This is a genomic window from Ensifer sp. ENS08, from assembly GCF_014852195.1.
Classification (GTDB): Bacteria; Pseudomonadota; Alphaproteobacteria; order Rhizobiales; family Rhizobiaceae; genus Ensifer; species Ensifer adhaerens.
The window spans coordinates 909014-922237 of record NZ_JACVBF010000001.1 but is presented as its reverse complement, the minus strand read 5'-3'; the positions used below and the strand labels follow the sequence as shown (position 1 = coordinate 922237).

Here is a 13224-nt window from a genome sequence, read left to right as displayed (position 1 = left end):
ATCTCCCGGTTGAGGTAAAGTAGATGCATATGCATATATGTGGGCTTGCTTCGACTTTCAAGATGGATGTAATTGCATCTATGAGCAAAGAGACGAAAATCGACGAGAAGGGCCCTGGCCCCGAAACGACCGCGGCCTGGATCTGCCTGATGCGCGCACGGGAATGCGTGCTTGCTCGGATCGAGGCCGATTTCAAGGGGGCCAGCCTGCCACCGCTTGGCTGGTACGACGTGTTGTGGGAACTGGTTCAGGCCGAAGACGGCCGGCTGCGGCCCTTCGAGATCGAGGCGCGCACCTTGCTCGCGCAGTATAACTTGTCGCGCCTGATCGATCGCCTGGTCAAAGAGGGGTTGGTCCGTCGCGAAGCCTTCGACGCCGACGGTCGCGGCCAATGGGTTGTCGTCACCGAGGCCGGAAGGGCGCTGCGCGCGCGCATGTGGCAGACTTATGGGCCTTCGATAGAGGCCCATGTCGGCGCCCGGCTGACAGAAGCGGAGGCGCGGCAGCTCACGGGGCTGCTGGCGAAGCTCAGGTAGACCACGTCAGTTCTCAAACAGGGTACCGGCGAACGATCGGGTAGCGCCTTCCAGGCAAGTTACCCCTCACCTCAGCGCTCTTCCTGCAGGTGGGGAGAGGGGGCGTGCTGGCGTGCTGTTCGTAGCGCCGCCGACCGGAGCCGTCACAGGAGAGGGAGGTCGTCGTTGCTGAGACGAACGGGACCATGCGTCTCCTTCGCCCCGCTTGCGGGGAGAAGGTGGCCGGCAGGCCGGATGAGGGGCCTCGACGGAGCGAGCGTCAATCTAGGACGCCGTCGTCGTCTAGCTGCTCAGCCCGAACGACTTCTCCAGCGCTTCCCAGGTCTCGTCCATGGCGAAGGTGCCGGAGAGATAGGGAATGGCCACGTGTCCATAGAGCGGCGAAAGCTGCCACTCGGCCGTTTCCTCGTCGACCCCTGCGATCTGCTGCAGGTAGATCGTCGAGACGAGGCCGGTGCGGTCGGCGCCGGCCTTGCAGTGGATCAGAAGCGGCTTTGGCGCGTCCCTGAGGATCGCCATCAGCGCGTCGGTTTCCTTGCGGTCGATCTCGGCCGAAGCGGACATGGGGAAGTTGATGAGCCGGATACCGTTGCGCTCGGCGGCGGCAACCTCTTCGCGATACCAGCGCTCGTCCGGCTTTTCGCCGCGCAGGTTGAGAATGGTGCGGATGCCGTAGGCCTTGGAATAGGCGGCGATCGCCTCCGGCGTCGGCTGTGCCGAACGGTAGACCTCACCGGCCACGAGCGTATGGAAATTGCCGGTCCACTGAAGACCGACGAGGTAGATGACCAGGGCCGCGACGAGCGCAGCCGTGCCGACGGCGAGGCGCTTCAAAAGACGCTTCGCGCTGGGAAATTTTGAAAATGCCATGTGAGAGACCCGACGCCGTTCGAAGGCGGGCGTGCATGCAAAAATTGCACATTTCGTCCCCGCATCAGCGGCTCGTATAAGGCATCTGTGATATTTTGATGGCAGCGCCTCAGGCGATGAGTGGTGCGGCGATCGCCTTTAGCGCGGCCTGGGCGTCGCGGGGTGCAAGCCGCACCTGCAGACCGCGCTGTCCGCCATTGATGTAGACCTGCACTTCGGCAAGTGCGGCCTCCTCGATTGCCGTCGGCACGTGTTTTTTCTGGCCGAACGGGCTGATGCCGCCGACATGGTAACCGGTCAGCCGCTCGGCATCCGCCGGCTTCATCATCGCCGCCGACTTGCCGCCGAAGGCGGCGGCGAGCTTCTTCATGCTGACCTCACGATCCGAGGGAACGACGCAGCAGACCGGCTTGCCGTCGACTTCAGCCATCAGCGTCTTCAGCACCCGGCTCGGATCCTCGCCGAGCGCCTCGGCTGCCTGCAGGCCGACGCGCTCCGCATTGGGATCATAGTCATAGGCATGCACGCTGAAGGTGACACCGGCCTTCGAAAGCATCTGCGTGGCGCGCGTGGTCTTCGACATCGTCGTCGCTCCAAATGGGGGTCAGGCTTTGGCGAGTACGGCCTCGTAGAGGTCCGGCTTGAAGCCGATCAGCAGATTGCCGTCCGCTTCGAGCACCGGACGCTTGATCATCGAGGGCTGGGCGAGCATCAGCGCAATCGCCTTCTGTTCGTCGAGGCCCTGCCTGTCGGCCTCGTCGAGCTTGCGGAAAGTCGTGCCGGCGCGGTTCAGCACCGTTTCCCATCCGGCCTCCTTGCACCAGCGCTCGAGATGCGGGCGGTCGATGGCCTCGGCCTTATAGTCGTGGAAGCGATAGGCGATGCCCCGGCCGTCGAGCCAGGTGCGGGCCTTCTTCATCGTGTCGCAGTTCTTGATGCCGTAAATCGTAACCGTCATTCCCATGCTCCAGCCGCAGCGAGCAATTCCCGAACGGCCGCGCCTCTGGGAATCGCGCAATTTCAAAGCGTGGCAGGAGTGATAGCCGCCCGATGCGCGGGAGGGAAGACCGAGACCTTGCGTCAGGTCACGCCGGCGTAGCGTCCCGGCTTGTGATTGATCGCCAGCGTCATGTTGACGACAGCGGCCCCGATCACCGAGAGCACCAGGTTCGATGGCGGCAACACGAAGAAGGCGGCAGCCAGAATGGTGAGATCGACCGCCAGCTGGAAATAGCCGGCACGGACGCCGAACCTTTCCTGGAGATAGATCGCGACGATGTTGATGCCGCCAAGCCCGGTGCGATGGCGAAAGAGGATCAACAGGCCCATGCCCATCAGCCCGCCGCCGACAACCGCCGCATAGATCGGGTCAAGCCGGGCGATCTCCACCCAGCCGGCCGTCAGCCGAGAAAACAGCGAGACGAGGCTGACGGCGATGAAGGTGCGCAGCGCAAACATCCAGCCGAGCCGTTTGACCGCCAGGACGTAGAAGGGCAGGTTGACGAGCGAAAAGACCAGCCAGAACTCGGCGCCGGTCGCATATTGCAGAAGCAGTGCCAGGCCCGACGTGCTGCCCGTGAGCAGCATCGCCTTGCTGTAGATGATGATGCCGAGCGACATGATCAGCGTGCCCGTCAGGATCGCCAGCGCATCCTCGTAGAGGCGATGGCGTTCAGTCGGGGTTTCTGTCGCGTCGATGCTGTGCTCGGCCATCATGGTCCTCAGAGGTTCTTGAAGTTGGCGATGACGCCGTCGACTTCCGCCGTCTTCAGGCCGGCAATGTTGATGCGGCCGGAACCGGGCATGTAGATGCCGTGCTCGTTCCGAAGCCGCATGACGTCGGCCTCGGCAAGCGGAAGCAGCGAGAACATGCCTTCCTGGCCGGCGACGGCGCCGAGCGCCTGCCAGCGATCGCGCAAGCCTTCGGCGAGCGCGCGGCGGATGTTGGTGATGCGCAGCCGCATGGTTTCGAGTTCTGCTTGCCAGTCACGCTTGAGCTCGGCGTCGGAAAGGATCATCCGCACGATTGCAGCACCGTGATCCGGCGGCATCGAGTAGCTGGTGCGGGCAAGGCCGGCGAGGTTGGAGCGGACCGTATCGGCCGAAGACGAGGAGGCCGTCACCGCGAAGATCGCGCCGGCGCGCTCGCGATAGAGCCCGAAGGACTTGGAGCAGGAAACGGCAACCAGCGCTTCCGGAACGACGCCGATCAGGTGGCGGAGACCGGCGACATCCTCGTCGAGACCGCGGCCGAAGCCCTGGTAGGCAAGGTCGACGAGCGGCAGCAGGCCGCGCTCGGCGATGACGGCGGCAAGCTCCATCCACTGCGCTTGCGTGATGACGCCGCCCGTCGGGTTGTGGCAGCTCGCATGCAGCAGCACGGCGTCGCCGGCAGCAGCGCTCTGGAGCGCCGTTATCATGTTGTCGAAGAGCACGCTCTGCGTCGGCACGTCGAAGAACGGGTAACCGGCGGGCTCAAGGCCAGCGGTCTTGAAGATGCTGGCATGGTTTGGCCAGCTCGGCAGCCCGATCCAGATGCGCTTGCCGCCCATCTGGTGGATGAGGTCGGCCGCGAGCCGGAGAGCGCCGGAACCGCCCGGCGTCTGCACGCCGGCGATATGGCTGCGATCGATGGTATCGCCACCGACCAGCGTCCAGAGATGATCGATAAAGACGAGATCGCCCTCGGGGCCGACATAGGACTTGCTGTCCTGCGTTTCGAGCAGGCGCTTCTCCGCTGCCTTGACGGCGCGAAAGATCGGGGTGTGGCCGGTTTCGTCGCGGTAGACGCCGACGCCGAGATCGACCTTTCCGGGGCGCTCGTCCTTGCGGTAAAGCCCGATCAGGGCCAGCAACGGATCATCGGGTTGGCGGGTCAGAGCGTCGAACATGCCGGAAATTCCCCCTTGAGTGGCAGCGATGCGTTATCGGTCGAGAAAGCCTGCCGGCCGCCGTTCCTCCGGCTGCCCTGCGGCTTTCTTCTTAAGTCAGTGCAAGCGCAAAATCGATGCGATATTTGCCACGGAGACAATATCGACAGCGTGCTATTTGCGCAAAATTCTGCAATTCATTTGCTGATTTGCGTGCTGCGGCATACTTCCTGAAGCCGAAATCGAAGCGTTGGGGGCGATGATGGTTGAGAAGATGGCGGTGGAACTGGATCAGATCGACCGGCGGATCATCCGCCTTCTGGTGGAGGATGCATCGCTCAGCAACAACGCGCTTGCGGCGAGAGTCGGGCTCTCGCCGGCGCCGCTGTCGCGCCGCCTTGCCCGGCTCTATGCGGCCGGCGTCATCCGCCAGACGGTGGTCGTCGATCCGAAGGCAGCCGGCATCGGCTTCCAGGCCTTCGTCGAGGTGACGCTGGAGCGCACCGCAAGCAAGGTCGGCCAGCGCTTCATCGAGCTGGTGTCGCGCATGCCGGAGGTGGTGGAATGCCACACGGTCGCCGGCGATTTCGATTTTCTTCTGAAGATCGCGGTGCGCGACGTCGCGGATTACAAACGCCTGCTCTGGAGCGAATTCGAGCAGATCGCCGAGATCAAGACGTTGCGCTCGACCATTCTGCTCGACAGCCCAAAGATGACGGCCGCCACGGGGGCGTGACGGCCGCTTGAACATTCAATCCCAGGCCCTAGGCTTCAAGCGACCCGGGTTTGCGCCCGGCGCTCGACGGCGCAGCGCAGGCGATCTTCATCAAGTCCGAGCGCCGGCGTGCAAGGCGGGTCGAGACGCGGGTGACAATCAGCCCGTCCTGCGGCGCGCGCACCTCGAGGGCGCCGTCCGCCTGGCCGGGGCGCGTAAGGATCGTTGCGAGCAGATCGCCCGCCTTCACGCTCTCGCCGATATCCCGGTGGAACAGGATGGCGCCGGCCTCAGGGGCCCGGATCATCTCGATGTTGTCGAGCGGTGCGATGATGCCAGCGAAGGGTGCAATCGTTTCTTCGTCACCGGTAATGACGCCGCGGGCGACGAGGAAGCGGAAGACCCCTTCGGCATCCTTGCGAGCAAGCTCCGGATAGACGTCGCGCGTGCCGCGAAGCTCGACCGTCACCGAGAGGCGTCCCGGCAGGCGTGTCTTCTTCTGCCCGGTTTCGTATTTCCAGGCATAGGCGACAGCCTCCTCGAAGGCGGAGCTTTCGCCGTCCGAAAGGAAGACCGCCTCCATATCGAGCGCCGAGGCGAGGTCGCCCGCTTCCGGCCAGAAGGCGTCGTCGATATAGGCGTATTGCAGCGCCTCGTCGTCGCAATGAAGATCGAGCATCAGGTCGGCGCCGAGCGCCATATGCAGCAGCTGCCGTTTCAGCCGATCCGTCGCCGAGTAGCGGTCGAGATCGTCGATCAGCCGGTCACGGTCGCCAAGCGTGATCAGCGGAAAATCACGGTTGAAGTTCGTGCGTGAGCCGAGGTCAAAGCGGCCCTGCAACTCGCCGAAATGCGACTGTGCGGTGCCGATCGGGTTTGCCTGGGGCACGACGGTGATGTCGCCGAGGATGGCGCCGTCCTTCTCCGCCTGCTGCAGCCGCTGCAGCAGGAAATGGGCAAGTGCGGTGCCCGGCAGTTCGTTGGCGTGCAGCGCCGCCTGGATGTAGGTCTTCGGTGCAGCGGCCGTTCTGCCCTTGAAACGGAAAACCGGCAGGCGCCATTCGATACCGGGCGTATCGCCGGCGATGATGATTTCGGAAACGTCCATGGGCTCCTCCCGTATCGTTCGTTGGTCGCGCTTATCGGCATTCCCAAGGCGCTCCGCAAGTCGCTAAGAACTAGGGTGCGGTTTCGGGTTGCGCCGACGTCGCTCTGGCTTTGACATGATCGGCAGGCCTATTGTTCCGTGAAGCATCCAGCACAGGTGGGAGACAGCAAGATGATCCTGATCGGCCAATATGACTCCCCCTTCGTGCGACGCGTGGGCATCGCGCTCAGCCTTTACGACATCCCGTTCGAACACCGTCCCTGGTCGTCCTTCGGCAATGCCGACGAGCTTCGGGCCTACAATCCGCTGACGCGCGTGCCGACGCTGGTTCTGGACGATGGGACGGTGCTTACCGACAGCCATATCATTCTCGATTATCTAGACAGTCTCGTTTCCGACGAACGGGTCCTGTTCCCGCGAACGGAACCGGCGCGCCACGGGGCGTTGAGAATCGCGACGCTCGCCACGGGCCTCGGCGAAAAGGCCGTCAGCCTGTTCTACGAGAAGCGGTTGCACGGGGCGGTCTCGGCACTCTGGGTCGACCGCTGCCGCCGCCAGATCGAAGAGACGCTTCAAGTGCTCGAAACGAGCCGCGCGCAAAGCACGGGCGCCTACTGGTTCGGCGAGCGCATCGGCCATGTGGATATCGCCGTTGCGGCCGTGTTGCACTTCCTCAAGGAGGTGCATCCCGATCTGGTCGCGATGGGGCGCTATCCGCGTCTGCAGGCGCATGCGGACATGCTTGAAGCGCTTCCGGTGTTCCAGACGATCAGCCAGCCCTTCATTCCGCCCGCGTAAGGGGGTGGCTCCCCGTCGGAGCCGGGCTGGCACATCACCAAGGTGTACGGCTACCTTCCGCCTGGACTTCAGCGCGACGGCAATAGCGGCCAGCGGGCGAGGATCTTCGTAGAGCCCGCCCCCTTGCGGGCATGGATCAGAACGAGTTCGCGCGCCACCCAGGAGACCGGTTCGGAAACGCGGAGATCCGGCGCGACCCGATCGTTCCGGTAGAGCGTCATATGGGGGATTGCCATGAGCGGGCGTTTGAGCGCCTCGATCTGCCGGACCAGCGCGCTGAAGCCCGGCGCGGCGTCGCGCGTCGGTCGCGGCCATTGCCGTTGCTGACCAACCTGTCGAGGCGGATCTCGACCGCTGGCACGTCGACGCGGTCACCCTGCCGCAGCGCATCCGCAACCGCGAAGTCGGGCAAGCCGCGGCCCTGCCAGCGCTTGTCGACAGAGACGTGCAGGCGATCGGGCTGATAGATGAAGCCATCCGCCATCTGGTCGGCGAAATCCCTTTCGGCAATCGCCAGTGCCTTCGTGGCAGCCGGCTCGTCCGGAAGTAGCGCGAAGTAGAGGATGTCGATTGCCGGCGCTGGCTGGGGACAGCCGAGATCGAATGCGAATTGGTTCGACGACATGGTACCCTCCGCCGCCCGGGTCGCGCGCCACGACATGTGGTCTCGACCGGAGATGGGGATGCCGGCTGACAATGCCAAGGACATCCGGCGAAGAATGGAAGACCTCACCGTTGGCCGAGGCTGTTGCTTCGCTACTCCGTCGGCATCCGGCCAAATTTCTGCAAATTCGGATCGAGACGGTCCCAGGCAAGGCCGCGCACGGCGTAGGTCACCGCTTGCGGTCTGTAACGGCTGGGATCGTCGAGGCTTGCAGCGCGAACGCTGAAGAACTCCGGCATGGCTGAGAAGGTCATGTAGACCGGAGAGCCGCAGCTGGGACAGAAGCCGCGCGTCTTCACATGGCCGCTGTCGGCGACCATGTCCCAATGCGAGGCCTGACCTTCGAGCTTCACGCCCTCGCGGCGGAACGTCATATGCGATCCGTGCCCGGTCCCGCTTTCGTGCTGGCAATCACGGCACTGGCAGTCGTTGGAGAAGACCGGTTCTCCTGAGATCTCGTAGCGGATCGCACCGCAGGCGCATCCGCCGATATAGGACTTGCGCATACATTCGCTCCAGTCTCGGGCACGGCAAAGCCTTTCGCGTGGCTGCGAGGGCGACGCCGACCAATCACTTTGCCTGTTTCGGGGGGGAGCCGGATCGCTATGGCGATCCGGCCTGGGCTTCAATGCTGTTCGTCGGTAACGGTGCCGAGCCGCGACAGGACCTTCGGCCAGCCATTGCTCATGTTGGCATAGGCGCTGTCGTTCTTCGGCGTGACGAAGCCCGAATGAACGAGCCGGAGGCGGGTGCCGTTGTCGACCTTCGTCAGCGTCCAGGTGACGACCGTATCGAGACGCGAGCCATAGCCGCTGTTGCCTTCGTCGCCACCTTTCCAGGAGTAGACGAAACGCTCATGCGGGCGCACCTCCAGCACCTGGCAACGGATGGTCCCGTCCCATGCGCCGGCGGGCGTCGTCCGGAAGGTGAAATGGGTGCCTTCCACCGGTTGGAAGCCGGTCGGCGGCATGATCCATCGGCCCATCATTTCGCCGTTGGTCAGCGTCCTCCAGATCGTCTCGGGCGTATGCGGAAAGACCTCGTCGACGACGATATCCTGGGTCTCGAGTTTCAAGGCTGCTGCGTCGGTCATGGATCGATCTCCTTGAGAAGGGTGCGCAGATTGGCGAAGCGGTCACGCCAGAAGGTACCGTAGTGGCTCATCCAGTCGACGAGCGGCGCCAGGCCCTCGGGCTCGGCGCGGTAATAGACGTTGCGGCCCTCCGGACGCTCGGCGACGAGACCCGCCTGTTTCAGCGACTTGAGGTGCTGCGAAATCGCGCCCTGCGTCACGCCGCTGCCGCGCGTCAGTTCAACGACGGTGATCTCGTCGGCATTGGCGATGCGCTCGAACACGGCGCGCCTGGTCGGATCGGCAAGGGCGCGCATGACGGCGGTGATGGGAGCGGCTTCGATCATCATGGATAAATAAATAGCGGATACTAATTGATTAGTCAATGCTATTGATTTGAATGCTGCTGCAGAACGAAAAGGCACGCTCGAGGCGTGCCTTCAGTCGCTTTGATCCCCCGAGGACATAGCCTCAATGCGGGCTCGCCGTCGGGCGCACGATAATCTCGCTGACGTCGACATCGTCGGGCTGTCCGATGGCGTAGGCGATCGACGACGCGATGGCGTCAGGACTGATGCAGACGGCCCGCCATTCCTTCATGGTTTCTCGTGCGGTCAAATCGCTGATCGTATCGGCGAGTTCGGAGGTCGTCGTTCCGGGCGAGATGACGGTAACGCGGATGCGGTCGGTCTCCTGCCTCAGGCCGTCCGAGATCGCCCGGACGGCGAACTTGGTGGCGCAATAGACGGCGGCCGTCGGTGACACGGAATGGCCGCCGATCGAGGAGATGTTGATGATCTGCCCGTCCCCTTGCGCGCTCATGATCGGCAGGGCCGCGGCGATACCGTAGAGCACACCCTTGATGTTCACGTCGACCATGCGGTCCCACTCGTCGACCTTGAGCGCTGCCAGCGGCGACAGCGGCATCACGCCGGCATTGTTGACGATGACATCGAGGCGGCCGAATTCGGCCTGGGCAAAGCGGGCGAAGGCGGCGACGTCGCCGCGGTCGGTAACGTCGAGCACGCGAAAGCGGACCTCGCCGCCGGCGCCGGCGATTTCGCCGGCGATGCGTTCCAGCCGGTCGGACCGGCGTGCGCCAATCACGACCTTGGCTCCGGCAGCCGCCAGCAGCTTCGCAGCGGCTTCGCCGATGCCGCTGCTTGCGCCGGTCACGGCCACGACTTTTCCGTGAACATTTTCCATGGATATGCCCTTTCGAAAGGTGCGTTTCTGTTTGAGTCCGGCTCGGGCGTTGGGCCTGAGCGCCGGTGAGACAGAAGATAGAAAGGGCGATCCGTTCGATCGAGGTGCCGATCGAGCATGGGGCGGTCAGAAATTCTAACCAAAGATCTGGCGGCAACAGGGCCGGCAATGGCGTCCACCAGGATCTTCCGGATTGTCTTCGGGACAAGCAAAAGGGCGACGCGTCGCGCTTCGCCCTTTTGCCTTCGTTGCCGGTTGATATCGCTTATTCGCTCGCCTGCGCTGCCTGCTCGATCAGCTTGGCGACCGCTTCCGGCTTCGAGACGTAGATGGCGTGGCTGCCGGATGTTTCGACCACGGTGGAGCCGGCGCGTTTTGCCATCTGGCGCTGGGCGGCCGGCGGGATCATGTGGTCGTCGGTCGCGACCAGATAGAAGCTCGGCTTCTCCTTCCAGGCCGGAGCGGTGACGGCGCCGGCTGCCGCTTCGACCCCCCACGGGACCTGGGAGTCGGCCATGAAGGCGGCAATCTCAGGATCGACATCGGCCGCGAAGGCGGCGGCGAACTTTTCCTTGTCGAGCGAGAGGAAACCATCGACCGGCGGCAGGATCGGCGGAACGGGCGCGCCGGCCGGCGGGTTGGCGATGAGCGAGGAAACGGACTCGCCCTTATCCGGCGCGAAGGCGGCGATGTAGACGACAGACTTCACCTTCTCATCGGTGCCGGCTTCCGAAACGACCACGCCGCCATAGGAGTGGCCGACGAGCACGATCGGGCCGTCTTGAGCGGCGATCGCACGCTTGGTGGCCGCGACATCGCCGGCAAGCGTCAGGGTCGGGTTCTGCACGATGGTGACGTTATAGCCGTCCTTCTTCAGGATGTTGTAGACGCCCTGCCAGCCGGAGCCGTCGGCAAAGGCGCCGTGAACGAGCACGACATTCTTGGTGGCGGGGGCGGCCTGGGCCGGCGTCAGCGCGCTTGCGGAGAGGGCGAAAGCGGCGGCGGTGATGAGGGACTTGAGCATTTCGGGTCTCCTTCGTTGAGTTGTTTTGCGCGAAATTAATTATCGCGATAAGCATCGTATACGGCGACTCCGGTTTCTTGTAAAGATATTAATTATCGCGATATCTATTTTCGCGGAAGAAGCCGCAAAGCGCCGCAAGGAGGTTGGAATGCCTGAAGAACCGACAACGCTGCCGCTCGACAGCCAGCTCTGTTTTTCGATCTACTCGGCGTCGATCGCCATCAACCGCGTCTACAAGCCGATGCTCGATGCGCTCGGTGTGACCTACACGCAGTATCTCGTCCTGAGCACGCTTTGGGAGAGGGATGGGTTGACGATCTCGGCGATTGCCGATCGGCTGGGTCTGGAATCGAGCACGATCACGCCGGCTGTGAAGCGGCTCGAAGCTGCCGGCTTCCTGGGTCGGCATCGCAGCGTCAGCGACGAGCGGCAGGTCGAGGTCCACCTCACCGCGAAAGGGCGCGGCCTCCACGTGAAGACCGGCTGCCTGACCGATGCGCTTCTGGAAAACTCCGGCTTCACGGTGCCGGAAATGATCGATTTGAACGAGCGGGTGCGGAAACTCCGCGATGGCATGCGCGACGCGGTGAAGTAGCGCTGCACCCGGGCCGCGACTGTGCCGGGAAGCAAAAAGGGCGCGCCGAAGCACGCCCTTTAACATTTTTTATCACCGACGCAGCAGATGCGTCCGCGCGTTTATTCCCACTCGATCGTGCCCGGCGGCTTCGAGGTGACGTCGTAGACGACGCGGTTGATGCCGCGGACCTCGTTGATGATGCGCGTCGCCGCGCGGCCGAGGAATTCCATGTCGTAGTGGTAGAAGTCCGCCGTCATGCCGTCGACCGAGGTGACGGCGCGAAGTGCACAGACGAACTCGTAGGTGCGGCCATCGCCCATGACGCCGACGGTCTGCACCGGCAGAAGCACAGCGAAAGCCTGCCAGATGGCGTCGTAGAGGCCGGCCTTGCGGATTTCGTCGAGATAGATCGCATCCGCTTCGCGCAGGATCTCGAGCTTCTCGCGGGTGATGCCGCCCGGGCAACGGATGGCAAGGCCCGGACCCGGGAAGGGGTGGCGGCCGATGAAGCTGTCGGGCAAGCCGAGTTCGCGGCCGAGCACGCGCACTTCGTCCTTGAAGAGTTCGCGCAGCGGCTCGACGAGCTGCATGTTCATGCGCTCCGGCAGGCCGCCGACATTGTGGTGCGACTTGATGGTCACCGACGGGCCGCCGGTAAACGAGACGCTTTCGATCACGTCGGGATAGAGCGTCCCTTGGGCGAGGAAGTCCGCACCGCCGAGCTTCTTTGCCTCTTCCTCGAACACCTCGATGAACAGGCGGCCGATGATCTTGCGCTTGGTTTCCGGATCGCTCTGGCCTTCCAGCTCGCCGATGAACCGGTCGGACGCGTCGACGTGCAGGAGGTGCAGGTTGTAGTGCTCCTCGAACATCGCAACGACGTTCTTCGCCTCGTCCTTGCGCATCAGGCCGTGGTCGACGAGGATGCAGGTGAGCTGGTCGCCAACGGCTTCGTGGATCAGCAGTGCCGCAACCGAGCTGTCGACGCCGCCCGAGAGCGCGCAGATCACCTTCTTGTCACCGACTTGGCGGCGGATCGCCTCGACCGCCTTGGCGCGATAGGCCGACATCGACCAGTCGCCCTTGATGCCGGCGATCTTGTGCACGAAGTTGGAAATCAGCTTGGCGCCATCGGGCGTGTGCACGACTTCCGGATGGAACTGCACGGCGTAGTACTTGCGCTTCTCGTCGGCGATGAAGGCGAAGGGGGCGTTGGCGGAGGTCGCGACGACCTCGAAGCCTTCGGGGATCGCGGTGACGCGGTCACCGTGCGACATCCAGACCTGGTGGCGCGAGCCGAGGGACCAGAGACCGTCGAACAGAGCGCATTCCTTTTCGACTTCCAGGAAGGCGCGGCCGAATTCACGGTGATGGCCGCTCTCAACCTTGCCGCCGAGCTGGGCGCAAATGGTTTGCTGGCCATAGCAGATGCCGAACACCGGCAGGCCGGAATCGAAGATCACCGAGGGCGCACGCGGCGAGCCGATATCGAGCGTCGAGGCCGGGCTGCCGGAAAGGATGACGGCCTTCGGCTTCAGCCGCTGAAAGCCTTCTTCGGCCGACTGGAACGGCACGATTTCGCAATAGACACCGGATTCGCGCACGCGCCGGGCGATGAGCTGCGTCACCTGGCTGCCGAAGTCGACGATGAGAACGGTGTCGGGATGGGCTGTCTGGGTCATTGGGTGCCTTCAAACAAGCTTGATCATGGCGAGCCTTTAATGAAAGCCCGCCATCGACGCAACGATTCAATTGCACCCGGACAATTCCGGGGTTTTGGAGCG

At 63.6% G+C, this 13224-nt stretch carries 18 protein-coding genes; 4 read left to right on the top strand and 14 right to left on the bottom strand.

Going from position 1 to position 13224, the window contains the following annotated elements:
* Positions 1–80 precede the first annotated feature (80 nt).
* On the top strand, positions 81–536 hold the full coding sequence (locus tag IB272_RS04345; RefSeq protein WP_246801838.1) for a MarR family winged helix-turn-helix transcriptional regulator: 456 nt from the start codon (positions 81–83) through the stop codon (positions 534–536).
* 282 nt (positions 537–818) lie between these two features.
* On the opposite strand, the gene IB272_RS04340 is transcribed toward IB272_RS04345, so the two are convergent.
* From IB272_RS04340 to tatA, 5 genes are all read right to left on the bottom strand, one after another.
* Complete coding sequence (locus IB272_RS04340; protein WP_060580609.1) at positions 819–1406, bottom strand: dual specificity protein phosphatase family protein; 588 nt, start codon at positions 1404–1406, stop codon at positions 819–821.
* Between the two features lie 109 nt (positions 1407–1515).
* Positions 1516–1989, bottom strand: a complete 474-nt coding sequence (gene ybaK / locus IB272_RS04335) for a Cys-tRNA(Pro) deacylase (RefSeq protein ID WP_060580610.1) — start codon at positions 1987–1989, stop codon at positions 1516–1518.
* A gap of 21 nt (positions 1990–2010) precedes the next feature.
* Entirely contained in the window at positions 2011–2364 is a 354-nt protein-coding gene (locus IB272_RS04330; RefSeq protein WP_034804565.1) for an ArsC family reductase, read from the bottom strand.
* 122 nt (positions 2365–2486) lie between these two features.
* Positions 2487–3119, bottom strand: a complete 633-nt coding sequence (locus tag IB272_RS04325) for a YitT family protein (RefSeq protein ID WP_034804562.1) — start codon at positions 3117–3119, stop codon at positions 2487–2489.
* A gap of 8 nt (positions 3120–3127) precedes the next feature.
* On the bottom strand, positions 3128–4297 hold the full coding sequence (gene tatA / locus IB272_RS04320; protein WP_060580611.1) for a tyrosine aminotransferase: 1170 nt from the start codon (positions 4295–4297) through the stop codon (positions 3128–3130).
* Between the two features lie 238 nt (positions 4298–4535).
* Here tatA and IB272_RS04315 point away from each other — a divergent pair, with 238 nt between their 5' ends.
* Positions 4536–5012 (top strand): Lrp/AsnC family transcriptional regulator, encoded by a 477-nt coding sequence (locus IB272_RS04315; RefSeq protein ID WP_034804555.1) that lies wholly within the window; start codon positions 4536–4538, stop codon positions 5010–5012.
* A gap of 28 nt (positions 5013–5040) precedes the next feature.
* Here the strand turns inward: IB272_RS04315 and IB272_RS04310 are convergent, their stop codons facing one another.
* Entirely contained in the window at positions 5041–6099 is a 1059-nt protein-coding gene (locus IB272_RS04310) for a succinylglutamate desuccinylase/aspartoacylase family protein (protein WP_060519636.1), read from the bottom strand.
* A 171-nt stretch (positions 6100–6270) separates the two neighbouring features.
* On the opposite strand from IB272_RS04310, the gene IB272_RS04305 reads away from it, so the two are divergent.
* A complete protein-coding gene (locus IB272_RS04305; RefSeq protein WP_060580612.1) occupies positions 6271–6897 on the top strand; it encodes a glutathione S-transferase family protein in 627 nt (208 codons plus the stop codon).
* 68 nt (positions 6898–6965) lie between these two features.
* Here IB272_RS04305 and IB272_RS04300 read toward each other — a convergent pair whose 3' ends face one another.
* The 7 genes from IB272_RS04300 to IB272_RS04270 form a co-directional block, all read right to left on the bottom strand.
* Entirely contained in the window at positions 6966–7118 is a 153-nt protein-coding gene (locus IB272_RS04300; protein WP_192444220.1) for a hypothetical protein, read from the bottom strand.
* Positions 7115–7522: a hypothetical protein gene (locus IB272_RS04295; protein ID WP_192444219.1), complete on the bottom strand. Its 408-nt coding sequence runs from the start codon at positions 7520–7522 to the stop codon at positions 7115–7117. Before IB272_RS04295 ends, IB272_RS04300 begins: the two co-directional genes overlap by 4 nt.
* 131 nt (positions 7523–7653) lie before the next feature.
* Positions 7654–8067 carry a GFA family protein gene (locus tag IB272_RS04290; protein WP_113135388.1) on the bottom strand — a complete coding sequence of 138 codons (414 nt, stop codon included), beginning with the start codon at positions 8065–8067 and terminating at the stop codon, positions 7654–7656.
* A 119-nt stretch (positions 8068–8186) separates the two neighbouring features.
* A complete protein-coding gene (locus tag IB272_RS04285; protein WP_060580614.1) occupies positions 8187–8654 on the bottom strand; it encodes an SRPBCC domain-containing protein in 468 nt (155 codons plus the stop codon).
* The gene (locus tag IB272_RS04280) at positions 8651–8980 is read right to left on the bottom strand and encodes a metalloregulator ArsR/SmtB family transcription factor (RefSeq protein ID WP_060580687.1); all 330 of its coding nucleotides are present in this window, start codon (positions 8978–8980) and stop codon (positions 8651–8653) included. The genes IB272_RS04285 and IB272_RS04280 overlap by 4 nt, the downstream gene beginning before the upstream one ends.
* A 124-nt stretch (positions 8981–9104) precedes the next feature.
* Complete coding sequence (locus IB272_RS04275; RefSeq protein WP_060580615.1) at positions 9105–9839, bottom strand: SDR family oxidoreductase; 735 nt, start codon at positions 9837–9839, stop codon at positions 9105–9107.
* Between the two features lie 265 nt (positions 9840–10104).
* The gene (locus IB272_RS04270) at positions 10105–10863 is read right to left on the bottom strand and encodes an alpha/beta hydrolase (RefSeq protein WP_034804533.1); all 759 of its coding nucleotides are present in this window, start codon (positions 10861–10863) and stop codon (positions 10105–10107) included.
* A 148-nt stretch (positions 10864–11011) separates the two neighbouring features.
* Between IB272_RS04270 and IB272_RS04265 the strand changes: the two genes are divergently transcribed.
* Positions 11012–11458: a MarR family transcriptional regulator gene (locus IB272_RS04265; RefSeq protein ID WP_060580616.1), complete on the top strand. Its 447-nt coding sequence runs from the start codon at positions 11012–11014 to the stop codon at positions 11456–11458.
* Positions 11459–11559: 101 nt separating this feature from the next.
* Here the strand turns inward: IB272_RS04265 and guaA are convergent, their stop codons facing one another.
* Complete coding sequence (guaA, locus tag IB272_RS04260; RefSeq protein ID WP_034804526.1) at positions 11560–13122, bottom strand: glutamine-hydrolyzing GMP synthase; 1563 nt, start codon at positions 13120–13122, stop codon at positions 11560–11562.
* Between the last annotated feature and the right edge of the window lie 102 nt (positions 13123–13224).